Source organism: Streptomyces sp. NPDC054796, assembly GCF_053611545.1.
The window spans coordinates 42,112-65,696 of the sequence record NZ_JBSHAO010000026.1; the positions used below are offsets into that span (position 1 = coordinate 42,112).

Here is a 23,585-nt window from a genome sequence, read left to right on the forward strand (position 1 = left end):
CGCCGTCATGTCGCCCGGTGCCGGCGCGCGGTGAGCCACACCCCGGCGCTCGGGCGGAGGTTCGTCGCGACGGTCAGCGCGGGGGTGCGGCGCGGGTGCGGGGTGAACACGTAGCGCTGGAGTGCGTGGGCCAGGACGAGCAGCCCGAGCGTCATGGAGAACTCCCGCGCCACACAGCTCCGGCGCCCGCCGCCGAACGGCATCCACGCCTGCCGGTGCCGTGCCGGTACGCCACCCGCGCCACCGCCCACTCCCGTCGCGAACCGCTGAGGGTCGAACCGTTCGGGCGCCTCCCAGATCTCCGGATGGGTGTGGATGCGGTGGATCAGCACGACCACGACGGTGCCGCCCGGGACGAGGACGCCGTCGATGACGTCGTCGCGTGCGGCGCGGCGCTGCACCCAGTACGTCGGCGGGCACAGGCGCAGCGCCTCTTTCAGCACCGTCCGCAGATACGGCAGCGCGGCCAGGTCCTCGAAGCGCGGGCACCGGCCGCCGAGGGCGGCGTCGAGTTCGGCGCGGGCAGTGTGCTGGACGTCGGGGTGGCGTGCCAGCAGGTGCAGCGCCCAGCTCACCGAGATCGCCAGGGGTTCCGCGCCGAGCAGCAGCGACACCGCCTCGTCCCGCAGTCCCTCGGCGTCCAGTTCTCTCCCGGCCGCCGACATCAGGTCGACCAGCTCCGGACGGCGGCCCGGCCCCTCCCCGCCCCGGCCCCGGCCCCGGTCCCGGTCCCGGTCACCGTCACGGCGGGCGACGACGTCCAGGACGGTGCGCTCGACGACCCCGATCGCCCTGCGCTGCCGGCCCCGCCCGGGGAAGGGGAGCCAGGCGGGCACGGCGGAGGCCAGCATGCCGACCCACATGTAGTTCATGATCTGGTCGAAGGCCCGGTCCACGCGCCGGATCTCGTCGTCCGAGATCGGCGCCCCGTACAGCAGCTCGGCCAGCGCGCTGGTGACGGCCGCGGTGACGCGGGGCACCACGTCGAGCCCCGTCGCCGCCTCCCCCGCCGACGCGGGCAGCCAGCCGTCGGCGCGGTGGCCGACGAGCCGCGCCATGTGGTCCGTCATCGACTTCAGCGCCGCCTGCCGGAACGCGGGGCCGACGAGGTCGCGGCGGCTCTGCCAGTGCGCGTCCTCCACGTCGATGGTGGACAGCCCCTGCCCGGTCAGCGGCAGCAGCGTGGCCCGGAAGCCGGTGGCGCCGCCCTTGTCGCGGTAGTTGTCCGCGTGGTCGATGAGGATGTGGTGGGCGTGCCGGGGGTGCCCGGCAGCGACCAGCCGGGTGACGCCGAGGTCCAGCTCGTAGAGGTCGCCGTGCGCGCGCCCGGCGTCGGCCCAGAACGACTCCTTGCGGCGCATCAGGTCCGGCAGACAGCCCAGCACCGGCCAGGTGCGCACCGTGGGCAGGTCCCGCAGGGCCGTCGCTGAGCCCGTCATGCCGCCCGCGTCCCGGTCAGGATGCCGTGCGGGGTCCAGGTGGGCAGCGGGATGCGGCGCAGCCCCGTGAATCCGGCTGCCCGCATCGACGCCTCGTGGCGCGACCAGGGGTAGATCATGCCTCCCTCGGCCGGCAGCGTGGCGAAGTAGACGCTGTCCAGCGCCGCGATGAGCGGCCCGTCCCCGGTGTCGTCGGACATCGAGTTGAACACCGCCACCCGGCCGCCAGGCTCCAGCGCGGTGTGGGCCTTGCGCAGCAGCGCGGTGTTCTCCTCGGGGGTCCAGATGACGAGCTGGTGGGCGAAGAGCACGCAGTCGAAGCCGGTGGGGAAGGGGTCCTCCAGGATGTCGGCCGCGCGCACGGTCACCCGGTCCTGGAGACCGGCCGCGCGGATCGCCTCCTCGGCCAGCGGCACGGACTCGGGGATCTCCAGCACGGTGACGCGCAGGTGCGGGTTGGCCTGCGCGAGGGCCGTCGCGTTGACGGCGTCGCCGCCACCGCAGTCCAGCAGCGTGCGGGCCCCGGAGAGGTCGAGATGGCGTACGAGGTGCGCGTTGGCCAGTTGCGACCAGGAGCGCATGTAGCGGTAGAAGACCTCTTCCATGTGCGGGTTCTGGGAGAGCCTGCGGTAGAGGCCCGCGCCGTCACCGGGCACCCGGCGCAGTCCGACGTTCGTGTTGTGGCGCAGCGAGTCGGTGAAGTCCCGCTGGCCCTCGTACACGACGTACTGCTCGAAGGCGACGGTGTTGACGACGTGCGTCCACTCGTCGCGTTCCATCAGGTCGGTGATCGCCGCCGACAGGCGGCAGGTGGGCCCTTCCCTGTGGACCAGGCCCAGCGCGGCACAGCCGAGCAGCAGGATGTCGCCCGCGCGCTCCTCCAGGTCCAGTGCGGTGCGGATGTCCTTGCTGGTGAGTGGTCCTTTTTCGGCCAGCAGCTCGAAAAGGCCGAGTTCGCATGCCGCGTTGAGGTACTGGAAAGCGGCGTGCCCGAACAGGATCATGGAGAATCTGTCCGCGTTTTGCGTGAAGACCGAGCCCTGGGCTGCGGGTCCGGTCTCGCCGGAATGGGTTCCGTAGTCCTGATCGGCTACCACTGCGCCTCCTAGGCGGAGCGTTCGGATCGGGGTGAATACCATTCGGGTGACCTTGTGCGAGGGTGCCCGCCGGATTATTCACTGTCAACTGCGCCCGGTGCTCGCACGGTTCCGGCCCGACCGGCGTAATACGTTCGGCCCGTTTCGGCCAATACCCGAAGGCGCCATAGATTTCGCTCCGCCTCCGCCTGTTCACTCGTTCTGTTCACTCGTGCATCAACGCACCCTCCTCCGAGAAGGGCCGATGCGAGATGTCCGTACACAGCTACGACGAATGGTCACCCCTGCGAGAGGTCATCGTGGGTTCCGGCCTCCGGTACGACGCCCATGAAGTCGAGCTGTCCTTCAAGCTCTTCTTCCACGACGTGGCGGGGCCCTTCTACTACCCCACCTACGGGGCACCGGTCTCGGGCCGTCTGGAGCTGAAGAAGCAGTACGTGGAGGAGCTGAACGAGGACGTCGAGGAGCTGGCGGCGGCGCTGGCGGCGCTGTCGGTCACCGTACACCGGCCGAAAACGCTCACCCGCTCCGTCGATTTCCGGACCCCCTACTGGGCGGCGAGCTGCGTTCCGGCGCTCAACATACGGGACCAGGCCATGGTATTGGGCGACGAGATCATCGAAACGCCTCCGCAGATCCGCGCCCGGTACTTCGAGAACGATCTGCTGAAGCCCGTGTTCTACCGGTACTTCGAGCAGGGCGCGAAATGGACCACCATGCCGCGCCCCGTGATGACGGACAAGTCCTTCGACATCTCCTACGTGTCAGGACAGAACGCTCCTGCCCTCCAGGAAATATCCGATCCGGACCCGTCGGAGTTCGACGTCGGATTCGAAATGCTCCTGGACGCGGCCCAGTGCATGCGATTCGGCCAGGATGTGATCGTGAATGTCGCGACGGAAAACCACGCACTCGCGGTGCGCTGGCTGGAACGCCATCTCGAAGGCAAGTTCCGATTCCACATCATGTACCGGTTCTCGGACAACCACATCGACAGCCTCGTGCTTCCACTGCGTCCCGGCACCCTCTTGGTGCGCAATCCGGAAGTGACCGAAAAACTGCCCGCGCCGCTGCGCTCGTGGGACCACATCTATCCGCCGGAGCCCGCCGACAGCATCTTCCCGCGGTACGAGGACGACGACATGGTCCTCACCACCCGGTACATCGACATGAACGTCCTGTCCGTGGACGAGAACACGGTGATCGCCAACTCGCTCTTCCCCGACCTCATCAAGGTCCTGGAGAAGAACGGCTTCACCGTCGTCCCGGTGCGGCACCGCCACCGGCGCCTGTTCGGGGGCGGGTTCCACTGCTTCACGCTCGACACCGTCCGGGCGGGAGGGCCCGAGGACTACTTCGGGTGAGGCGCCCCGCCCGGCCCGCCCAACCCGCCCAACGCGCCTGGCCCGTCAGCCCCGTTCAGCTCGTCAGCCGACGCCGCCGCACGCGCTGACGTTCTGCCCCGTCACCCACGCCGCCGAGGGACCGGCCAGCCACAGCACCGTCCCGGCGATGTCCTCCGGGGTGCCCACCCTGCCCAGCGAGGCCGTGCCGGAAGCCCACGCCCGGTCCTCCTCGCGGAAGAGCGACGTCTCGGTGAAGCCGGGCGACACGGCGTTCACCGTGATCCCGCGCGGCCCCAGCTCCCGCGACAGCGAGCGGACGAACTGCTCAACGGCGCCCTTGCTGGCCAGGTACAGCGGGGTGTGGGGCAGGTAGAGCCGGGTGCCCGCCGTCGAAACGGCGACGATACGGCCGCCGTCCGGGAGCCGCAGCGCGGCCTCGCGCAGGGTGAAGAACATCCCCTTGGCGTTCGTCGCGAAGATGTGGTCGAAGTCCTCCTCCGTGCTCTCCGTCAGCGGCTTCCACACCACGACCCCGGCGTTGGCCACGACGATGTCCACCGTGCCGAAGGCCGCCTCCGCCTCGTCGAACAGCCGCCGGACGTCCGCCTCGCGGGACACGTCAGCGCGCACCGCCACCGCCCGGCCACCCGCCGCCCGGACCTCGCCGACGGTCTCGTCCGCCGCTTCCGCGTCCCGTACCCAGTTCACGGCCACCCGCGCCCCTGCACCGGCCAGCGCGTGTGTCACCGCTCTGCCGATGCCACGCGAGCCGCCCGTCACCACCGCGCTCCTGCCGCTGAGCGGACGGGGGACGCCGGAGGGGGCGGCGACGCCGGACGGAGCAGGGCCGACGTCGGGGCCTTGGGGCGTGTCACCAGACAACGGGCAGCTCCCGGATTCCGTAGACGAACTTCTCCGTGGCGAAGGGGAGGCGCGACACCGGCCGGGCCAGCCGCAGCCCCGGCAGCCGCCGGAACAGCGCCGGATACGCCACCTGGAGTTCGAGCCGGGCCAGGTGCTGGCCCAGGCACTGGTGCGGTCCCTCGCCGAAGGCGAGGTGACGCCGGACGCCAGGACGCCGCGTGTCCAGGCGGTCAGGGCACGCGAACACCTCCGGGTCCCGGCCCGCGAGGTCGTTGGCGCAGATCACCGCGTCACCGGCCCTGATGACGTGTCCGTGCAGGGCGATGTCCGCGAGAGCCACCCGGCGTCGGCCCATGTGCGTGACGGACAGATACCGCAGCAGTTCCTCGACGGCCGCCTCGACCCGCTCCCGGCCGCCCTCCCTGATCACGGCCAGCTCCCCGGGGTGCTGGAGCAGCACGCACGTGCCCAGCGCGATCATGCTCGCCGTCGTCTCCTGACCGGCCGCGAGCAGCAGTCGCGCCTCGCGCGCGCACTCCTCGCGCGTGGTCCTGCCGGACGCCAGGTGGTCCGTGGCCAGCCGGCTGAGCAGATCGTCCTCGGGAGCGCGCAGCTTGCGCTCGATCAGCTCCCCGAGGTAGCCGGTCAGTGCGCGGGAGGCGGCGAGCGCGGCCTCGGGCGCGCTGCGGGTGTCCACCACCACGGCGTTGGCGTCCTGGAAGAACGCCCGGTCCGCGTACGGCACCCCCAGCAGCTCGCAGATCACCTTCACCGGCACGGCCTGGGCGAACGCCGCAACGAGGTCCACGGGCGGGCCCGCCCGCACCATCGCGTCCAGCAGCCCGTCGACGATCTCCTCGACGCGTGGCCGCAGCGCGGCGATCCGCTGCGGGGTGAACTCGCCCGTGAACCTGCGGCGCCGCACCGCGTGTGCGGGGCCGTCCATGGTGATGAACGTACGGTTGTGATCGCGCGTGGCGTCCTCGGCCGCGCTGACGGCCGGGTAGGCGGGCCGGGTGTCGTCCGCGCTGAGGTGCTTGCTCCGCAGCAGCGCCACCTGGTCCGCGTGCCGGACCACCAGCCAGGCCGTGGCGCCGTTCCACAGTGTCACCCTGGACAGCGGCGCGTCGGCGTGCAGCCCGGACCGCTCGGGCGGCGGATCGAAGGGGCGCCGCGCGGCACGGCGGGTCGTCCAGGCGCGCGGCGGCGGGGGTGGCGTCGTCATCCTGCGCCCTTTCACACGGCGGACGGTGGGCGATGGGCGATGGGCGTTCGGGTGCGCGTACGGTCCGGCCGGACCGTAGCCCAGGGCGCGTCGGGCCGGAAGTGCGTCCCTGCTCCGGGGAGCCACTTCCGGTCACCGTGGGGCCAGCGGGTCAGCGGTCAGCGGTCAGCCGTCAGCGGTGCGCCGCCCTCCCCCGACGTCGGACGTCTAGGCTGATCCGGCCCGGACGGACATGAGCGATGCGAGACGACGCGGGGAGGACCGATGGACGTCCGCCAACTGGAGTATTTCCTGGCGATCGTCGATTCCGACGGCTTCAACCGGGCCGCCGCGGCCCTGTACGTGTCGCAGCCGTCGCTGTCCCAGGCCGTCCGCGCGCTGGAACGCGACCTGGGGTCCGCGCTGTTCCACCGGATCGGGCGGCGTGCGGTGCTCACGGAGGCGGGCAAGGCGCTGATCGAGCCCGCCCGTGCCGCCGTCCGCAGCCTGGAGACCGCCCGGGCGAGCGTGGCGTCCGTGCACGAGCTGCGCGCGGGGCGGCTGGATGTGGCGTCGATGCCGTCGCAGGCTGTCGAACCCCTCACGTCGCTGATCCGCGCGTTCAGCGACCGCTATCCGGGGGTGGTCGTGGCCGTGAAGGCGGTCTTCACGGCGCGCGACACGGTCGACGCGGTGCGCACCGGGGCCGTCGAGCTGGGGCTGCTGGCGACTTCCGGACCCCTGCCGGAGAAGGAGGTCAGCACGACCGCTCTGGAGCGGCAGCGGTTCGTCCTCCTCGTCCCGCCTGGCGACCCACTGGCGCTGCGGGACGGCGTGTCGTGCGAGGACCTGGCGGGGCTGCGGCTGATCGTGGGGCAGCCGGGCACCGGCATCCGCGCCTACGTCGACTCGCTGCGCGAGCGGGGCATCGCGTTCGAGGTGGCGGCCGAGATCGAGCACCGGGTGGCCCTGCTGCCGCTGGTGCTGGCCGGGGTGGGGCTCGCGGTGGTCACCGAGTCCTGGCGGGACCTGGCCGGGCAGGCGGGCGCGCACGTTCTGGACATCGAGCCCGCGACGGCGCTGAACGTCGGCCTCGTCAGCCGCCGCGGCCCCCTCTCCCCCGCCGCGACGGCCTTCCTGGCCACGGCCCGCGCCCGGACCCCGCACACGTAGCGACAACATGCAGCGGCACACATGGCGGCTCACGTAGCGACATACGTAGCGATCCGCACCCGCTGATAGGCGCCGCTTATAAGGCAGATGCGAACTGCGTCTTGGACGCCGCGCCGAGGGCGTTGCTGGAATCGGCGCCATGACGAACCACCGCACCACGACGGACCACCGCATCGCCCTGATCCCCGGCGACGGCATCGGCGCCGAGGTCCTGCCGCCCGCGCGCCAGGTCCTCGACGTCCTCGGCCGCCGCCACGGCTTCACCCTCGGCTACACCTCCTACGACGACTGGTCGTGCGAGCGGTATCTGCGCGAAGGCGCGATGATGCCCGACGACGGCATCGACCAGCTCCGCGACAAGGACGCCATCCTGCTCGGCGCGGTGGGCTACCCCGGCGTGCCCGACCACGTCTCGCTGTGGGGGCTGCTCATCCCGATCCGGCGCAGCTTCCGCCAGTACGTCAACCTCCGGCCGATCCGGGTCTTCGAGGGCATCGGCAGCCCCGTGCGCGGCGCGGTTCCGGGCGAGGTCGACTTCGTCGTCGTCCGCGAGAACGTCGAAGGCGAATACGGCGAGGTCGGCGGGCGGCTCAACCGTGGCTTCGAGGACGAGATGGCCGTGCAGGAGGCCGTGTTCACGCGCGCCGGTGTGACCCGTGTCCTGGACTACGCGTTCCGGCTCGCCGCGCAACGAGGGGGCAGGCTCACCTCCGCGACGAAGTCGAACGGCATCGTGCACACCATGCCGTTCTGGGACCAGCTCGTCGCCGAACGGGCCCCGCACTTCCCTGATGTGGCCTGGGACCAGGAGCACATCGACGCGCTCGCCGCCAAGTTCGTCCTCGAACCCGCCCGCTTCGACGTCGTCGTCGGATCGAACCTCTTCGGCGACATCCTCAGCGACCTCGCCGCCGCTGTCGCCGGTTCCATCGGCATCGCCCCGGCAGCCAACCTCAACCCGGAGCGCGCGTTCCCTTCCATGTTCGAGCCGGTCCACGGCTCGGCTCCCGACATCGCCGGGCAGGGCGTCGCCAACCCGCTCGGCGCGATCTGGTCGGCGGCCATGATGCTCGACCACCTCGGCCACCCGCGTGCGGCCAAGGACATCACCGACGCGATCGCCGCGACCCTGGCCAAGACCGACATCCGCACCCGCGACCTCGGCGGTACGGCCACCACGGCGGAGTTCACCGACAAGCTCCTCGAACTGCTGTAGCGCGACGTCCCCCTGACGCCCCATCACCGGACTCCCCCGGTTGCGCCCCGTTCTCGACGAGGAGAAACGACATGGCAGCACCCGCAACCCCCGTACCACCGCGGAAACCGGCGCAGACGCAGACGCAGGCGCGGACGCACGCCGAAGTGACGAGAAAACCCTGGTACCGGCAGCTCTACTTCTGGGTGCTGACCGCCATCGTCACCGGCGTTCTCACCGGCTGGCTGTGGCCCTCCGTCGGCACCGCACTCGAACCGGTCGGCACCACCTTCGTCGCCGCGATCAAGATGCTGATCACGCCGATCGTCTTCCTGACCATCGTGGCGGGCATCGGCGGCGTCGACAGTCTCGGCCGGGTCGGCAGGGTCGGCCTGAAGTCCCTGCTCTACTTCCAGGCGGGCACCCTCGCCGCCCTGCTCGTCGGCCTCATCGCCGTCAACGTCTTCCAGCCCGGCGCCGGAGTCCACGCCCACCCCGGAGACCTCCGCCTGGAGGGGGACGCAGGCCAGTACGTCAAGGACGGCCAACACCAGGACTGGTGGCACTTCCTGACCGACCTGGTGCCCTCCAGCGCCGTCGGCGCCTTCGCCGAGGGCAACATCCTCCAGGTCATCTTCTTCTCGGTGCTGTTCGGCGTGGCGCTCAAGGCCGTCGGCCCCGTCGGCGAACCTCTCGTCGACGGCATCCAGCGGCTCAGCACCGTCGTGTTCAAGATCCTGCACTATGTGATGCTGGCCGCTCCCGTGGGCGCCTTCGGTGCCATGGCCTACACCATCGGCAAGTACGGGATCTCCACCCTGACCAGCCTCGGGCAGCTCATCGGGCTGTTCTACGGCACGTCCGCGTTCTTCGTGATCGTCGTCCTCGGCGCGGTCATGGCAGCGCTCAGGCTCAACATCTTCCGCCTGCTGCGCCACCTCCGCGAGGAGTTCGTCCTGGTCCTGGGCACCTCGTCGTCCGAGAGCGCACTGCCCCGGCTGATGATGAAGCTCGAAGGGCTCGGCGTCCGCCGCGACATCGTCGGACTCACCGTCCCGACCGGCTACTCCTTCAACCTCGACGGCAGCTCCCTCTACCTCTCCCTCGCCGCCGTCTACATCGCCCAGGCCACCGACACTCCCCTGAGCATCGGGCAGCAGCTCGGCCTGCTCGCCGTCATGATCCTCACCTCCAAGGGGTCGGGCGGCATCACCGGCGCGGGCTTCATCGCGCTCGCCGCCACCCTCTCCACCGTCGGCACCGTCCCCGCCGCCGGGATCATGCTCATCTTCGGCATCGACAAGTTCATGTCCGAGTGCCGCGCCCTGACCAACCTCGCGGGCAACGCCGTCGCCACCCTCGTCGTCGCCCGCTGGGAGGGGGCGCTCGACACCGCACACGTCAACACGGTCCTGCACACGGGCAAACCCGTGCCACAACCCGAGCCCGAGCCCGGACAGGGTCCGGATCCGGATCCGGATCCGCGCTCGACGCATCACGCACAGCACACAAACGCACAAACGTTCAACACGTGCACGCTTCCGGCGCCCTCATCCCCTTCTCCGCACCCCGGTTCCGCGCTTGCCTGGGAGGGACCGGCCGCTGCGCCTCCTGAACGGCGCCAACACGCCGCACCGTCCGGGTGCGGGAAGCAGCAAGCGGGCCGGGCGGCCAGGCAGCCACCGGAGGCGAAGGAGTGATCGCACCATGACGAGCACCTCTGCTGTGAAGCGCTACAGCGGCGGCGAACTCTTCGACAGCCGGGGCAGAGCGATCACGGAACAAGCGCGGTGGGACGAGCACACACCCTTGCAGGCCGTCGAGTTCGGGTGCCCGTGGCCTGTCCGCACCAACCCGCACCTCTACCAGGTCCGCGCGGGCGCTGTCGACTGGATGGAATCGTTCGGCCTGGTCGACGACGCGCGTCTGAACGCCGAGCGGTACACCCGGTGGATGCTGGCGGAGTTCGCCGCCTGGTGGCATCCCGAAGCGCCGGCGGACCGGCTTCAGTTGGCCGCCGACTACGTCGGCTGGGTGTTCACCCCCTTCGACGACGTCTTCGACGGGCCCACCGGCCGCGACATCGAGACCACCGGAAAGATCTGCGGGGACCTCATAGGCGTCCTCCGCGCGCCCGACGCCCCCGTCCCCGCGAGCGCCCAGCCGCGGGTCCACGCCTTCGCGGATCTGTGGCGACGCAGCCGCCAGGGCCGCTCACCGTCCTGGGTCCGGCGCGCCACCGTCAACTGGACGGACTACTTCGCGGCGCAGGTCGCGGAGGTCTCCAACCGGGTCCACGGACGCGTCAGCACGCTGCGCCAGCTCACCGTCATCAAATGCGCGTACCCGATCTTCGACATGGTCGAGGCGGTGAACGATTTCGAGGCGCCGGACATCGTGTGGCATACGCCGCTGCTCGCCGAGATCCGCGACTGCCTGGCCGAGAAGATCACCATCGACAACGACCTCACCTCCGCGGACAAGGAGGCGAGCACCGGCGACCACTACAACAATCTGCTGCTGATCGCGGAGAACCGCGACGGCTGCACCCGCGCTGAAGCGTTCGAACGCCTCCAGGCAATGGTTCACGAAAGGTTCGAGCGCGTTTTCGCCCTCGAAGACCACATCGGCGATCTCGACGTCCTGCTCACCGAAACCGAACGGCTCGACATGCGCCGGTACCTGCAAGGGCTGCACAACGTCGAGGCCGGAAACAACCGCTGGGAGCGCGTCACCGGCCGGTACGCATAGGCACCTCCGGAGCTATTGAAGGGGACAGCGAGATGAGCAAGCCCACGGCCGCGGTGGTCGGGTCCGGAGTATCCGGCATGACAGCCGCCTACCTCCTCAGCAAGCGGTTCGAGGTCACACTCTTCGAAGCGCGCGACCGGCTCGGCGGCAACGCGGACACGGTGGAAGCGAACGGCTCACCACCCATCGAGGCGGCCTTCGCCGAGTACAACTCGGCGCTCTATCCGGAGGTGCACCGACTGCTCGACGAGCTGGGAGTCGCTTCCAAGCCGGGCAGCAACGTCACCGACGTGCTCTGCACCGACTGCGGCTTCACACAGGCCGACACATGGGTCGGCGGCCAGGACCTCCCCGCGCGCCCGGAGAGGGTGAGCGAGGCAACGTGGCAGAAGTTCCGCGACGACCGGAACGCCTTCGGCCAGCTCCTCGTCGACTCGGCCAAGCAGGGCACGGATCACGGCCTGACACTGGGCCAGATGCTGGCACGGAAGGGCTACGGCGCCTACTTCACGCGGCATTTCCTCTATCCACGGCTGGCAGGCTGGTACCTGGGCAACGCGATATGCCTGGATGACCTCCCCTCCGATTTCCTGGTGCAGGGGCTGGCACTGCTCGACGAGAGCGCCTATGCCAACTGGCGGACCATCATCGGAGGCAGCCGGACCTACGTCGAAAAGATCGCCGCACAACTCGCCGCAGTGCACAAGGCCGCGCCAGTGCGCAGCGTCAGGCGGGTCGCCGAGGGCGTGGAAATCCATACCGCCGACGGTCAAAGTCACAGCTTCGGCAAGGCCGTTCTGGCCACCCCGGCCCCGGAGACGCTGCGCATGCTGGTGGACCCGGACCCGATGGTCCAGAGGACACTCGGGGCGTTTCCCTACGGCCGCATCGAAGTCTACGTGCACACCGACGACAGCCTTCTGCCGACCGGATTCTCGCCGGACAGCGCCATCGTCCTGCATATCCGCTGCGCTTCGGCCGAACCCGGCACCTTTCACATCAACGCACCCCGCATGCACGGGCTGGAGGCCGAGCGGCCGTACTACGCCACCTACGACCCGGCCGACAGCGTCGCGCCGGAAAAAGTCCTGCACCACGGCGTCTACAAGCACCCGACGTTCACACGCGAATCGGTAGCGGCCCAGAGCCGCCTCGGGGACCTCGGCGACCACGTCCTCGCCTTCGCCGGGAGCTATCACGGCGACGGGCTGCACGAAGCGGGATGCCGGTCGGGCATCTCCGCCGCGGCCAAGCTGGGAGTCCAGCGGCACTGAGCGTGAGAGCACCGCGTCCGCGCGATACCGCGGCCTCACCGTGCTGGAATTCGCCGACGCCGGCCGCATCCGCCAGGAGATCGACTACTGGGGCGTCAACATCATGCTCCGACAGCTCGGGATCCTCGCCCGCTGAAGCCCTGGGGCGGAAGGCCGTCGTGCACGAAGACGGGCTTGAGGTGCTTCTCCGGCAGGGCGCCGGGGAGCTGCTCCCAGTCGAGGACGTGGGAGACGACGCGTTCGGGCGCGACGGCGCCGGAGGCGGCGAGTGCGAGGGCTTCGGGGATGTGGGCGCGGACGTTGTCGCGGGCGATGCGCAGGGTGACGCCGGTGAGGTACATGTCGAGCAGGGGCAGTTCGCCGGCGCGGAAGTGGTTGCCGGCCGATTCGCAGATGCCCTCGGGGGCGAGGGACCGGACGGCGAGGGAGAGCTGGTCGACGCGGCCGGTGGCCTCGACGGCGATGTCGAAGCCGTGCCGGACGGGTTCGATCGTCCCGGCGGTGCGTGCCCCGAAGCTCTCGGCGAGCTCGCGGTGCCCGGGGTCGGGATCGACGTAGAGGACGTCGGAGGCGCCGAGGGCGCGGGCGATGTCGCACACGTACAGGCCGATGCTGCCCCGGGCCACGACCAGCACCCGGGCACCGGCGCGCGCCCTCAGGTGCGGCGCGACCAGGCGCCAGGACAGGGACCAGTTGTCGCTCGCCGAGGCCATGGCCACGGGGTCGAGGCCGGTGGGGAGGGGCACCAGCATCGCGTCCGCGCAGGGCACGCGGACCAGGTCGGAGAAGAGGCCGCCCCAACTGCCGCCGACCGGCGCGCCGTACATGGCCATGTGCGGGACGGAGGCGCAGTGGGCGGTCAGTCCCGTACGGCAGTTGTCGCAGGTGCCGCAGCTGATCGACCAGGGCACGACGACGAGTTCGCCGGGCGTCACGGTGGTGACGGCGTCGCCGACGTCGGCCACCCGGGCGACACACTCGTGCCCGAGGGCGAACGGCGGGTCGATGAAGCCGTGTCCGGCCAGGATCGCGGAGTCCACGTCGCAGGAGGTCGCGGCGACCGGTGCGACGATCGCCTCCTGGCCTGACCGGACCTTGGGCTCCGGGGCCTCTCGCCACTCGACCGTACGGCGGGCGACGTACGTCAGCTCACGCATCGGCCTGCTCCTTGCCCTGCCGCGCCAGCGCGACGAGGTCGGCGTAGCGGATGACGGAGCCGCCCGCGCCCCAGGTTCCGTCGGGCTGCTCGTGCACCAGCACCCACACCCGCGTCGCGTCGTCAGCGGCGAGTCCTGCGGCGGCCAGCACCGTGCGCGTCGCGTCCTCGACGAGTCCGGCCTTGCGCCGCTCGGACAGCGCCCCCGCCGGCACCGTCGCCTCCACGAGGAAGCGGGGCGCGTCGTCCTCGGCGGTCCGCTGGGCGCCCGCGGGGAGTTCGACGAGGTAGCTCCACGCCTGGGCGCGGAAGAAGGCGGTGTCGGGTGCCCCCTCCCAGCGCAGCAGCACGGCCGCGAGGTCGCGCTGAACGGTGGTGCGGCCCTCGTCGGTCAGGGCTTCGGCGGGCACGGTCAACCGGATCATGGGCATGGCAGCTCCTATGACGATCGTTATAGACGCGGATCACGGTAGACTATGACGGTCGTTATAGCCAGCGGCCGGAGGCCGGATGGGAGCACACCAGTGGCCGAGCGCAGTGCGCCGTCGCGCGAGCGGATCGTGGCCGGAGCCGCCGACATGATCAGCCGGCGCGGACTGAGCGCCACGAGCATCAGGGAGATGGCCAAGCACGCCGAGGCGCCGCTCGGCTCGACCTACCACTACTTCCCCGAGGGCAAGCGGCAGTTGGCCGACGAGGCCGTCCGCTACACCGGCGACTGGGTGGCCCGGAGGCTGCGCAAGGAACTGGAAGCCGGTCCGGCCGCGGGGCTCAGCGCCTTCCTGGAGCTGTGGCGCCGGGTCGTCGTGGAGAGCGACTTCCACGCGGGCTGCCCGGTCCTGGCGGTCGCCATCGAGGAGCCCCCGGCCGACGAGGTCCCGCCCGCACTGGCAGCCGCGGCCGAGGTCTTCGCACAGTGGGAGACGCTGCTCGCCGCCTCCCTGCGGGAACACGGCGCCGAAGCCCGGCAGGCCGCGCAGCTCGCCACGCTCGTCGTCGCCGCCGTCGAGGGCACGGTGGCGATGTGCCGCGCCAAGCGCAGCACCCAGCCCCTCGACCACACCGCCGAACAGCTCCAGGCCCTCATCGCCGTCGCCGTGGGTGACTGACGGGGCTGGCCGGGGGGCCCGAGAATCCGCACCCGCCCCGCTGATCCCGATGGCCCACAACCGCTGACGGGAACTCAGATGTCCTCGGCGCACAGCCCGGTCGGGGTCGGGCGGTGCCCGAGCTGATACGGCTGCATGCTGGCCATGCCCCGGCGGTCCTGGCTTTCGAGCTGGCGACCCGCGCCTACTTCGCCGCTTCGGTCTCCGACCGCGGCGACGCCTGCTTCGACCGGTTCCCCGGCAGGTACCACGCCTTGCTGGCCGAGCAGGAGGCGGGCAGCTGCGCCTTCCACGTGCTCGCCGCCGAGGACGGCTCGGTGCTGGGCCGGTTCAACCTGTACGACTTCGAGGACGGTGCCGCCGAAGTCGGCTACCGCGTCGCCCAGCACGCCGCCGGGCGCGGTCCGGCGACCGCGACCGTACGGGAGCTGTGCCGACCGGCGGCGACGCGGTACGGGCTGAGCACACTGCGGGCGGCCACCGCCCACGAGAACACCGCATCCCAGAAGGTGCTGGTCAAGGCCGGGTTCCTCCCGGTCACCCCGGCCGGGCCGACCGGCCTCGGGGGGGGGCAAGAAGGGCACCTGGTACCAGCGCGATCTGAGCCCCGGAAGCCCATAGCCCTCCGTGCCACGGAGTCCGGACACACCCGCCCGCTCTCCCCCATATGTGAGCCTTCCGCCTGTTTCGCGGATAACTTGACGTGGCACATCCGTGGAACAGCCGGGAGACAGCACAGTGTCCGACTCACCGCAGCACCGCATCTTCGCCATCCTGGACGCCGACGGCGACGGCGCCATCACCCGTGCGGAATACCTCGCGCGCGTCGACCGCGTGGCCTCCGCCCTGGGCCGCGACGCCCACCACCCCGTCGTGGCCGCCTCGCGCGCCGCCCATGAGGCGGTCTTCCAGGACATGGACGGCGACCACGACGGGCGCGTGACCTTCGAGGAGTACCGCACATGGGTGGGCCCTGACGCGTTCGAACGCGCCTGCCGGCCCGCGTTGGGCTCCATGTTCGACATCGCCGACACCGATGCCGACGGGCTCCTGAACCGCGACGAGTTCACCCGCCTGCGCACGGCGGCCGGCAACACCGAAACGGACGCCGCCGCGGCATTCGACGCTCTCGACGCCGATCGGGACGGGCTGATCGACCGCGACACCTATCTGACGGGCATCCGGGACTTCGTCACCATGGGTGACTCCCCCATGGCCGCGGCGTACGGCACGGCACACGGCACCGGGCGGCCGGTGCTCGACGCCCGGCCCTGAGCCGTCGCCCAGGCGCCCGCCCCTCGGGACGGGCAGGCGTGGAACGGCCCCGCGGACCGGAGAGGAGAGCGGTCCGCGGGGCCGTCGGCGCGGGGTGCCCGGCCGGGCGGGCACCCCGTCTCAGCAGATGTTCTGACTGCTGTTGACCAGGGTGTTGTTGCGGAACGTCGTGTTGGTCCCGCAGGGGTTCTCGTTGATGGCGGAGTTCGTCACCGTGAGGTTCTGGACGGTGATGTCCGAGTTGTTGGGGAACTCCGAACGCGCGGCGAGCCGGATGTCGCCGCCGCCCGTCACGCTGCCGCCCTGCGCCGCGAGGTTCACGTTGTAGCAGTTCTCGATCAGGACCGAGTTGTTGCCGGTGTTGGAGATGTTCACCCGGTCGATGACCGCGCCCCCGCTCTCGGAGACGCAGAAGACACCGCGCCCGCCGCCGCGCGCGACGACCTCGCCGACCCTGATGTTGACGGGATAGCCGCTGCCCACCCGGCCGTTCCTGTTGGCCATCCGGAACGCCGCGTATCCGGTGCCGGTGCCCGCGCCGTCGGCGTCGACCTTGGTGACGGTGGCGTTGATGGTCTGGTTCAGCAGCAGGCCGGACTCGCCGACGTTGCGGGCCGTCACCGTGCCGACGGTGAGGCCGTCGACGCCGTACGTCTCCACCGCGTGGCTGCTCGCCCCCGAGACGTACACGTTGTCGATGCGGACGTTCCTCGTCCACTGGCTGGTGTCGCCGCGGTTGTCGATCCGGACACCCAGCCCGCGGGAGAGCCGCATGTCGATCTGGCCGAGGACGACGTTCTGCACGTTCCGCATGAAGATCCCGTACAGCGGCACCCCGGTGACGTTCAGATGCTGGACCTCGATGTCCCGGGTGCCGCGGGAGTAGACGGGCGCCTGGTCGCCGGAACCGCTGCCGGTCACATTGATGGTGCCGCAGACGTCGAGCACCGTATAGCTCGGCAGGGACACCCTGGAACCCGCGCTGATGGAGCCCGAACCGCGCACGACGACCCGCTCCTTCGAGGTGCGGCCCGCCGTCAGGCTGCCGATGGCCGCCTGCATGGCGGCGCGCATGTCGGTGCCGGTGTACACGACGCCGCTGCCGCGCCGCGCTGTCCATGTGCTGCCGTTCAGGACGGCCTCCGCCTGGTACGAACCGTCGCCGCACGCCGCCAGCTCCTGTCGCGGAGCGGCGGCAGCGGACGTCGGCTGCCCGGCGGCTGCGCCCGTGGGGGCGGCCAGGGCGCCCGCGGCGAGCAGGGCGCTGACAGCGGCGGCGGCGAAGCCGCTCCGGCGGCGGAGGGGTGTGGCAGGTCTGCGTCTCATCGTGTCTTCCCCTTTGCGGGTCATGGTTCGAGGTGCCGCCGCCGTCCGCCGCGCGTGCCGCCCGGAGAGTCGAAACGGATTCGACTGAATCGATTCACATCCAGGGTGTGCATGACCTGGGAGAACGTGGAGCGCGACGGTGCCGGGCAGTGCGGGGGAACGGTGGCGGGCGCTGTCTCGTGCGGGCCGTGAGTGTGGCAACGACCGGCGGGGGCGTCAACAAGCGGAACGTGAAGACCCGTTCCGGGCCGGAACACGGCGCCTCCGGACACGGTCAGGGCGCGTCGGCATGGATGAAGGCCGTGCGTCGCCCGATCGGTGGAGGCCGTGTGTTGCCCGGCAACCGGCAACACACGCCGGATCACGCGTCGGCTGACGGGGATTCCGCGAGGTTGCGCGGGGTGCTGAAGTCGGGCGCTCGCACAGGGTGTTGCCGCACCGCGGGATACATGAGCGCAACGCGACCTGCTCCCGCCATGCTGACCGCGTCAAGACGCGGCGCTCTCGAAGAGCGAGGCCCGGGTGCCTGTCCTACGGGGTGTCTTCAACGTCCCGTCTGGGCCGCGACGCGGGCTCCCTCTCCCGCTACCTCAACGGCACCCGCGTGCCGCCCTGGGAGGTGGTCACCGATCTCCTCACCGACGTCGCGGCCCACCGGGGTTACGCCCCGCTGCCGGAGACCATCGATCTCCTGCGCACCCTGCATCAGGCCGCCGTCAGAGCGAGCCCTTCCCCACGGCACGGCGTCGCGATGCTGGAGCGGCAGCTCGCCGAGGCCGACCGCGATTCGCGTGCCTCGGCCGTCCGAAAGGACGTGCTGGGCGAGGCCTTGCTGGACCGTCGCCACCGGATCGCCGATCTTGAGGTGCGGCTCCATCAGCTCGAAGCGGACTGGGGCGCGGAACGGGCCCGCGTCGAGGCCATGACCGAGGCCGCGCCCGACATCGCCGACCTCGTCAGGGAACGCGACAGCCTCCAGAAGGAAGTCGGCCGCCTGACCGCCGAACTGCGGGACGCGGACCTGCGCCGCGACCGCGCCGAGGAGCGGTGCGCGCTGCTGGAGCGGCAGTTGCAGAGCCTGGAGGACGCACGGCGGGAGGAGGCCCTTCCCTCCGTGGCAGGCCAGGTCGTCTCGCCCGCGCGGATGCCCCGCATCCTGATCGTCGACGACCAGCCCGACAACCGGCTGGCGATGACAGCCGTACTGGAGACCCTCGACCAGGAGGTCGTGGCCGTCTCCTCCGGCCGTGAAGCGCTCAAGGCCCTCCTCGACCACGACGACTTCGCCGTCATCCTCATGGACGTCCAGATGCCCGAGATGGACGGCTACGAGACAGCCGCCCAGATCAAGCGCCGCCACCGCAACCGCGACGTCCCCATCATCTTCCTCACCGCCATGGGCACCGACCCCGAACACTCCGCACGGGGCTACGCCGCAGGGGCGGTCGACTACATCGGCAAGCCCTTCGACCCCTGGGTGCTCCGCGCGAAGGTCGCCGTCTTCACGCGCATCCACCTCGAACGCCGCCTCCACAGCCGATGACCCCGCCTCGGGAGGCGGACCGGGGGTGCCCACGGTCAGGGGGAAGCCTCACAAGTGGGCCTGCCCGCCGCCCCGGCCGGGCGGTCGCCGCCGGACCTGCTCGACGAGGCCGGTCTCGTAGGCGATCACGACGAGTTGGGCGCGGTCGTGCGCTTGCAGCTTGCTGAACAGGCGGCTGACGTGGGTCTTGACGGTGGCGACGCTGATGTTGAGCTGTGCGCTGATGTCGGCGTTCGAGTGTCCTGCGGCCACGTGGACGAGGACCTCCCTCTCGCGCTCCGTGAGCGGGTCGAGCAGGGCGGGCGAGGCTCCGGAGTCGAGCAAGGGGCGGTTGACGAAGTCACGGATGAGACGCCGGGTCACGCTGGGCGCGAGGAGCGCGTCGCCGTCGGCGACGGTGCGGATTCCCGCGAGCAGCTTCTCGGGCGGGGTGTCCTTGAGGAGGAAGCCGCTGGCGCCGGCCTTGAGGGCGGCGAACACGTACTCGTCAAGGTCGAAGGTGGTGAGGATGACGATCCGGATTGCCTCGGTAGCCGGGTCGCCGAGCAACTGCCGGGTGGCCTCGATGCCGTCCATGTCGGGCATCCGTACGTCCATCAGGATGATGTCGGGCAGGTGCCTGCGGCCGACCGCCACGGTGTCGCGTCCTGTGCTGGTCTCGGCGACGACCTCCATCTCCGCCTCGGCGTTCACCAGCACGCTGAAGCCCGCCCGTACGAGGGTGTGGTCGTCGGCTATGACCACCCGAATCGTCATCGCCGGCCTCCGGATGCGGACGTCGGTAAGTGCGCCGCGGGCAACCACCGTACCGGGCCCGTACGCCCGGCCGTGCTCGCCGACCCGTGCGGCAGCCGCACGGCGGTGAGTGGCCGTCGGCGGGTCGGTCGGGTCAGTCAGATCGGCCGGGCCACGTCGGGTCACGGTCGCACCCGCGCGTACATCCAGGGCAGTACGCCGACGGCCCGTACCCCCTTGGCCGGACGCGCGTACCAGCCCGCGGCCTGACGACGCAGGGCCTCCGCGGAGGCAGGCTCTGAGCTGCGGGGAGGTCCGTGGGACAGGACGAGCGGACCGTGCGGCGCGGCGAGGCGCTGAGCCCGACCTACGTCACGAGGGCGGAGTTGTGCTCCTTTTCGACAACCATCGGACCCGGCTCCCGGGCGGAAGCCGATGAGCGGGATCGCGCGGTGGTGCTTCCGGTACCGGTTCATCGTCATCGGCGGGTGGTTGCTGCTCCTCGCCGTCCTGGCGGGCGGCGTGCACGCCGCGGGCGGCTCCGCCTTCTCGGAGGAGTACACCCTGCCCGGCACCGAATCGACCAAGGCCGCAGAGCTGCTGGCGACACAGTCCGAGCGCGCCTCCGGCGACACGAGCACCATCGTGCTGCACGCGACCACCGGCAGAGTGACCGACCCGGCCGTCAAGGCCGACGTGAACCGGATGCTCGCCCAAGTGGCTGAGGTGCCCGAAGTCGGCGCGGTGGCCGGCCCGTTCGGACCGAAAGGGGCGGCGCAGATCGGCCGCGACGGCGAGACCGCCTACGCGACGGTCACCTTCACCGAACAGAGCCAGAGCCTGGACGCCGAGAACATCCAGCGGGTCGTGGACCGGGGATCGGAACTGCGCAGCGACACCCTGCAAGTGGAGTTCGGAGGGGCAGCGATCGGGGAACTGGAGAGGCCCTCGACATCGAGCAGCGAACTGATCGGCATCCTGGCCGCGGCGATCGTCATGCTGTTCGCGTTCGGGTCCTTGGTGGCGATGGCCATCCCTCTCATCGCCGCGATCCTCGCGCTGGGCAGCGCGATCTTCTCGATCGACCTGCTCACCCAGGTGATGAGCGTCCCCAGCACCGCCCCGATCATCGCCGCGTTCATCGGTCTCGGCGTCGGCATCGACTACGCGCTGTTCATCGTCGCCCGCTACCGCAACGGCATCCGGGCCGGACTCGGCCCGCAGGAAGCGACCGTGGCGGCCATGGACACCTCCGGCCGGGCGGTCGTCTTCGCCGGCGGTACGGTCGCGGTCGCGATGCTCGGTCTGCTCATGCTCGGGTTCAGCCTCCTGTCCGGGATCGGACTGTCGGCGGCGATCATGGTGGTGTTCGCCATCGTGGTCGCCGTGACCCTGCTGCCGGCCCTGTTCGCGGTGTTCGGGACGCGGGTGCTCAGCCGCCGTCAACGCGCCCGGCTCAAGAGTGAAGGGCCGAGTGAGGCGCAGGTCTCCAGCAGGTGGGCCCGGTGGGCCGGATTCGTGCAGAGGCGGCCGGTGCCGCTGACGGTCATGGCGACCGTGGTCATGCTGGTGCTGGTGATCCCGTTCTTCTCGATGCGGCTGGGGTCCTCCGACGCGGGCAACAACCCGCCCGACACCACCACACGTCAGGCATACGACCTGCTCGCTGGGGGCACCGCCCAGGCCGGAGGCTCTGGGGGAGGCTTCGGCCCCGGACACAACGGCCCGCTGCAACTCGTGGCGAAGGTCCCGTCCGAGCAGGCCGCGACCGACTTCACCCGCCTGGGACAGGAGATCGAGGCCGTTCCGGGGGTGGCGTCCGTACAGACCCCTCCGGCCAAGCCCGCCGCGACGGTGCGGACCATGCAGGTCGTCCCCACGGCATCCCCGCAGTCGGAGCAGACGTCGGACCTCATCGACACGCTGCGCGACCGGGTGATCCCCGCTCACGAGGAGGACGGGCTCACCGTCCACGTCGGCGGGCAGACCGCCGTGCACAAGGACTTCGCGTCCGCGCTGAGCGGCAAGATGCCGCTGTTCGTCACCATCGTCGTCGTCCTGGGATGCCTGCTGCTGATGCTCGCGTTCCGCAGCGTGCTCATCCCGCTCACCGCGGCGGTGATGAACCTGCTCTCGGCCGGTGCCGGGTTCGGCATCGTGGTCGCGGTCTTCCAGTGGGGCTGGGGCTCGTCGGCGCTGGGCGCGGGCCCGGCCGGGCCGGTGGAGTCGTTCCTGCCGCCGATGATGCTGGCCGTCCTGTTCGGGCTGTCGATGGACTACGAGGTGTTCCTGGTCAGCCGCATCCACGAGGAATGGCTCCACACCGGCGACAACAACCTCGCCGTCCGGCGCGGCCAGGCCGCCACCGGGCAGATCATCACGGCTGTCGCGATCATCATGATCAGCGTGTTCACGGCCTTCATGTTCGTCGGCATGCGCATCATCGCCGAATTCGGGCTCGGCGTGGCCGTGGCCGTCCTCCTCGATGCCCTGGTGGTGCGCACGATTCTCGTACCGGCGGCCATGCAGACTTTCGGGAGAGGGAACTGGTATCTGCCCAAGGCGATCGACCGCATCCTGCCCCACGTCTCCCTCGAGGGACCCGTCCAGGCACCCGTCGACGCGCCGAACGGCGGCGAACGGGCCCACGCCACGGCCCCGGCCGACCCGGCCGATGACCAGGGTCCGGGCCTCACCGACAAGACCGACAAGACCGACAAGCGCGGTGCCTGACGCACACTCCGGGGCGCGCAGCACCGCCGGCTCATGTGGCGTGGTGACGGCGGTCATGGGGGCTGGATTCGCCCGTACGCAGCAGTGCCTGGACCCGGAAACCGCTGCCGTGAGGACCGGCGCGCAGGTAGCCGTCGAACAGGGCTGCTCGCTCGCGCATGCCGATCAGCCCGTGACCGGCCGAGGTAGCAGGCTCGGCGGCGGAGCGGGGTACGGGGTCCTTCCGGCGGTGCGGCGCGGAGGGCCCGCTGTCGGTGACTTCGATGACCACGTCCTCGGTGCGGTACTCGATGCGGAGGGTGGCCTGGGTCGGCCCGGCGTGGCGTACGACGTTGGTGAGGGCTTCCTGCGCGATGCGATACGCCGACAGGTCCACCGCGGCGGGGAGCGGGCGGGCCGTACCGCGGACGGCGAGGCGCACATCGACACCGGCGCTGCGGATCTGGTGTGCCAGCGCGGCCGTGTCGGCCAGCCCGGGAGTGGGGGTGAGCGCGGGGTCGACGGCGTGCTCGTGGCGCAGTACCTCGACGAGCAGCCGCATCTCGTGGAGGGCCTGGCGGGTGGTGGTCTCGACGATGCCGAGGGTCTCCGCCACCTGGGCCGGATCGCTCTCCATGACCACACGCGCGACACCGGCGCGTACGGCGATGAGGCTCATCGAGTGCGCGACGATGTCGTGCAGTTCACGGGCGATGACCAGGCGTTCGTCGATGGCAGCCTGACGGACGCGGGCGGCATGCCGGCGTTCGCGTTCGGCCTCCTGCTCGGCAGTGGCGATGACCCTGTTCCGGTGTTCCCGGGCGGCGAGTCCGGCGAACCAGCCGACGCAGATGATCGCGACGTTGGCGACGAGCACGGCCAGCCAGCTCGACGAGACACGTCCGATGCCGACCCCGGCGGCCATCAGCAGGCCGGCCGCACCGGGGCGAACCCACCAGAACACGCATTCCGCCCTCTCCGCGGTGGTGTAGGCGGTGAGGGCGACACAGACCGAGACCTGCGGTGCGCCGCCGAGCGCGGCGACCACGAAGGCGCAGAGCGAGGCCGCGGCGAACGACGCGCGCGGACAGAGCCGACGGGCAGCGACGGCGAGAGCGGCGAGGACGATACCCGCGGTCCGCAGCGCAAACTCGCCGTCGACGGCACGGTGGGCGCCGCTGCGGGCGTCGGCCACGAGCAGACCGACGCACAGCAGGGCGGCGAGCGCGAAGTCAAGGAGGACCAGGGGGTGCGGTCGCCTGGCGAGAAACCGCTGAACCTGCGGTGCTGGAACGATGCCGATGCCGGACACGCCATCAGGCTAGCCATGGGGAGAGGGCCGGTCGTCAGGCCGCAGTCGGGTTCACCGCGTACATCGCCGACTGT

19 protein-coding genes and 1 pseudogene are annotated in these 23,585 nt (G+C 70.8%); 11 read left to right on the top strand and 9 right to left on the bottom strand.

Going from position 1 to position 23,585, the window contains the following annotated elements; all coding sequences use genetic code 11:
• Window positions 1-5: 5 nt before the first annotated feature.
• Window positions 6-1,439 (bottom strand): cytochrome P450, encoded by a 1,434-nt coding sequence (locus ACWGJ2_RS21795; protein WP_453347820.1) that lies wholly within the window; start codon window positions 1,437-1,439, stop codon window positions 6-8.
• On the bottom strand, window positions 1,436-2,536 hold the full coding sequence (locus ACWGJ2_RS21800; RefSeq protein WP_453347821.1) for a methyltransferase: 1,101 nt from the start codon (window positions 2,534-2,536) through the stop codon (window positions 1,436-1,438). Before ACWGJ2_RS21800 ends, ACWGJ2_RS21795 begins: the two co-directional genes overlap by 4 nt.
• A 251-nt stretch (window positions 2,537-2,787) precedes the next feature.
• Here ACWGJ2_RS21800 and ACWGJ2_RS21805 point away from each other — a divergent pair, with 251 nt between their 5' ends.
• Window positions 2,788-3,900, top strand: a complete 1,113-nt coding sequence (locus ACWGJ2_RS21805; RefSeq protein WP_453347822.1) for a glycine amidinotransferase — start codon at window positions 2,788-2,790, stop codon at window positions 3,898-3,900.
• Window positions 3,901-3,963: 63 nt separating this feature from the next.
• Here the strand turns inward: ACWGJ2_RS21805 and ACWGJ2_RS21810 are convergent, their stop codons facing one another.
• Window positions 3,964-4,764, bottom strand: coding sequence for an SDR family oxidoreductase (locus tag ACWGJ2_RS21810; RefSeq protein ID WP_453347823.1), 801 nt, complete (start codon window positions 4,762-4,764; stop codon window positions 3,964-3,966).
• Entirely contained in the window at window positions 4,754-5,971 is a 1,218-nt protein-coding gene (locus ACWGJ2_RS21815) for a cytochrome P450 (RefSeq protein ID WP_453347824.1), read from the bottom strand. The genes ACWGJ2_RS21810 and ACWGJ2_RS21815 overlap by 11 nt, the downstream gene beginning before the upstream one ends.
• A gap of 264 nt (window positions 5,972-6,235) precedes the next feature.
• On the opposite strand from ACWGJ2_RS21815, the gene ACWGJ2_RS21820 reads away from it, so the two are divergent.
• From ACWGJ2_RS21820 to ACWGJ2_RS21840, 5 genes are all read left to right on the top strand, one after another.
• Window positions 6,236-7,123 carry a LysR family transcriptional regulator gene (locus tag ACWGJ2_RS21820; RefSeq protein WP_453347825.1) on the top strand — a complete coding sequence of 296 codons (888 nt, stop codon included), beginning with the start codon at window positions 6,236-6,238 and terminating at the stop codon, window positions 7,121-7,123.
• 139 nt (window positions 7,124-7,262) lie between these two features.
• Entirely contained in the window at window positions 7,263-8,339 is a 1,077-nt protein-coding gene (locus ACWGJ2_RS21825) for a tartrate dehydrogenase (protein ID WP_453347826.1), read from the top strand.
• 71 nt (window positions 8,340-8,410) lie between these two features.
• A complete protein-coding gene (gene dctA / locus ACWGJ2_RS21830; RefSeq protein WP_453347827.1) occupies window positions 8,411-10,018 on the top strand; it encodes a C4-dicarboxylate transporter DctA in 1,608 nt (535 codons plus the stop codon).
• A gap of 7 nt (window positions 10,019-10,025) precedes the next feature.
• Window positions 10,026-11,069: a terpene synthase family protein gene (locus tag ACWGJ2_RS21835; RefSeq protein WP_453347828.1), complete on the top strand. Its 1,044-nt coding sequence runs from the start codon at window positions 10,026-10,028 to the stop codon at window positions 11,067-11,069.
• A 32-nt stretch (window positions 11,070-11,101) separates the two neighbouring features.
• Window positions 11,102-12,343, top strand: a complete 1,242-nt coding sequence (locus ACWGJ2_RS21840) for an FAD-dependent oxidoreductase (RefSeq protein ID WP_453347829.1) — start codon at window positions 11,102-11,104, stop codon at window positions 12,341-12,343.
• 101 nt (window positions 12,344-12,444) lie between these two features.
• On the opposite strand, the gene ACWGJ2_RS21845 is transcribed toward ACWGJ2_RS21840, so the two are convergent.
• Window positions 12,445-13,500, bottom strand: a complete 1,056-nt coding sequence (locus ACWGJ2_RS21845) for a zinc-dependent alcohol dehydrogenase (RefSeq protein WP_453347830.1) — start codon at window positions 13,498-13,500, stop codon at window positions 12,445-12,447.
• Entirely contained in the window at window positions 13,493-13,930 is a 438-nt protein-coding gene (locus ACWGJ2_RS21850) for a tautomerase family protein (protein ID WP_453347831.1), read from the bottom strand. Before ACWGJ2_RS21850 ends, ACWGJ2_RS21845 begins: the two co-directional genes overlap by 8 nt.
• A gap of 93 nt (window positions 13,931-14,023) precedes the next feature.
• Here ACWGJ2_RS21850 and ACWGJ2_RS21855 point away from each other — a divergent pair, with 93 nt between their 5' ends.
• The 3 genes and pseudogenes from ACWGJ2_RS21855 to ACWGJ2_RS21865 all read left to right on the top strand — a co-directional run bounded on the left by ACWGJ2_RS21855 (window position 14,024) and on the right by ACWGJ2_RS21865 (window position 15,883).
• Window positions 14,024-14,608 (top strand): TetR/AcrR family transcriptional regulator, encoded by a 585-nt coding sequence (locus ACWGJ2_RS21855; RefSeq protein WP_453347832.1) that lies wholly within the window; start codon window positions 14,024-14,026, stop codon window positions 14,606-14,608.
• Between the two features lie 113 nt (window positions 14,609-14,721).
• Window positions 14,722-15,229: pseudogene (locus ACWGJ2_RS21860) on the top strand (GNAT family N-acetyltransferase).
• Between the two features lie 117 nt (window positions 15,230-15,346).
• The gene (locus ACWGJ2_RS21865) at window positions 15,347-15,883 is read left to right on the top strand and encodes an EF-hand domain-containing protein (RefSeq protein WP_453347833.1); all 537 of its coding nucleotides are present in this window, start codon (window positions 15,347-15,349) and stop codon (window positions 15,881-15,883) included.
• Between the two features lie 120 nt (window positions 15,884-16,003).
• Here the strand turns inward: ACWGJ2_RS21865 and ACWGJ2_RS21870 are convergent, their stop codons facing one another.
• Entirely contained in the window at window positions 16,004-17,209 is a 1,206-nt protein-coding gene (locus ACWGJ2_RS21870) for a hypothetical protein (protein ID WP_453347834.1), read from the bottom strand.
• A gap of 538 nt (window positions 17,210-17,747) precedes the next feature.
• On the opposite strand from ACWGJ2_RS21870, the gene ACWGJ2_RS21875 reads away from it, so the two are divergent.
• A complete protein-coding gene (locus ACWGJ2_RS21875) occupies window positions 17,748-18,752 on the top strand; it encodes a response regulator (RefSeq protein WP_453347835.1) in 1,005 nt (334 codons plus the stop codon).
• Between the two features lie 48 nt (window positions 18,753-18,800).
• Here ACWGJ2_RS21875 and ACWGJ2_RS21880 read toward each other — a convergent pair whose 3' ends face one another.
• Window positions 18,801-19,508 (bottom strand): response regulator transcription factor, encoded by a 708-nt coding sequence (locus ACWGJ2_RS21880; RefSeq protein WP_453347836.1) that lies wholly within the window; start codon window positions 19,506-19,508, stop codon window positions 18,801-18,803.
• A 414-nt stretch (window positions 19,509-19,922) separates the two neighbouring features.
• On the opposite strand from ACWGJ2_RS21880, the gene ACWGJ2_RS21885 reads away from it, so the two are divergent.
• A complete protein-coding gene (locus ACWGJ2_RS21885) occupies window positions 19,923-22,220 on the top strand; it encodes an MMPL family transporter (RefSeq protein WP_453347837.1) in 2,298 nt (765 codons plus the stop codon).
• 31 nt (window positions 22,221-22,251) lie between these two features.
• Here the strand turns inward: ACWGJ2_RS21885 and ACWGJ2_RS21890 are convergent, their stop codons facing one another.
• Entirely contained in the window at window positions 22,252-23,511 is a 1,260-nt protein-coding gene (locus ACWGJ2_RS21890) for a sensor histidine kinase (RefSeq protein WP_453347838.1), read from the bottom strand.
• Window positions 23,512-23,585: the final 74 nt, after the last annotated feature.

What these genes read in the sequence shown, in the direction of transcription:
- ACWGJ2_RS21840 (WP_453347829.1), top strand. Translation starts at nt 11,102, where the DNA reads ATGAGCAAGCCCACGGCCGCGGTGGTCGGGTCCGGAGTATCCGGCATG.
- ACWGJ2_RS21845 (WP_453347830.1), bottom strand. Translation starts at nt 13,500, where the DNA reads ATGCGTGAGCTGACGTACGTCGCCCGCCGTACGGTCGAGTGGCGAGAG.
- ACWGJ2_RS21870 (WP_453347834.1), bottom strand. Translation starts at nt 17,209, where the DNA reads ATGAGACGCAGACCTGCCACACCCCTCCGCCGCCGGAGCGGCTTCGCC.
- ACWGJ2_RS21815 (WP_453347824.1), bottom strand. Translation starts at nt 5,971, where the DNA reads ATGACGACGCCACCCCCGCCGCCGCGCGCCTGGACGACCCGCCGTGCC.
- ACWGJ2_RS21805 (WP_453347822.1), top strand. Translation starts at nt 2,788, where the DNA reads ATGTCCGTACACAGCTACGACGAATGGTCACCCCTGCGAGAGGTCATC.
- ACWGJ2_RS21820 (WP_453347825.1), top strand. Translation starts at nt 6,236, where the DNA reads ATGGACGTCCGCCAACTGGAGTATTTCCTGGCGATCGTCGATTCCGAC.
- ACWGJ2_RS21880 (WP_453347836.1), bottom strand. Translation starts at nt 19,508, where the DNA reads ATGACGATTCGGGTGGTCATAGCCGACGACCACACCCTCGTACGGGCG.
- ACWGJ2_RS21850 (WP_453347831.1), bottom strand. Translation starts at nt 13,930, where the DNA reads ATGCCCATGATCCGGTTGACCGTGCCCGCCGAAGCCCTGACCGACGAG.
- ACWGJ2_RS21885 (WP_453347837.1), top strand. Translation starts at nt 19,923, where the DNA reads ATGAGCGGGATCGCGCGGTGGTGCTTCCGGTACCGGTTCATCGTCATC.
- ACWGJ2_RS21825 (WP_453347826.1), top strand. Translation starts at nt 7,263, where the DNA reads ATGACGAACCACCGCACCACGACGGACCACCGCATCGCCCTGATCCCC.
- dctA (WP_453347827.1), top strand. Translation starts at nt 8,411, where the DNA reads ATGGCAGCACCCGCAACCCCCGTACCACCGCGGAAACCGGCGCAGACG.
- ACWGJ2_RS21795 (WP_453347820.1), bottom strand. Translation starts at nt 1,439, where the DNA reads ATGACGGGCTCAGCGACGGCCCTGCGGGACCTGCCCACGGTGCGCACC.
- ACWGJ2_RS21835 (WP_453347828.1), top strand. Translation starts at nt 10,026, where the DNA reads ATGACGAGCACCTCTGCTGTGAAGCGCTACAGCGGCGGCGAACTCTTC.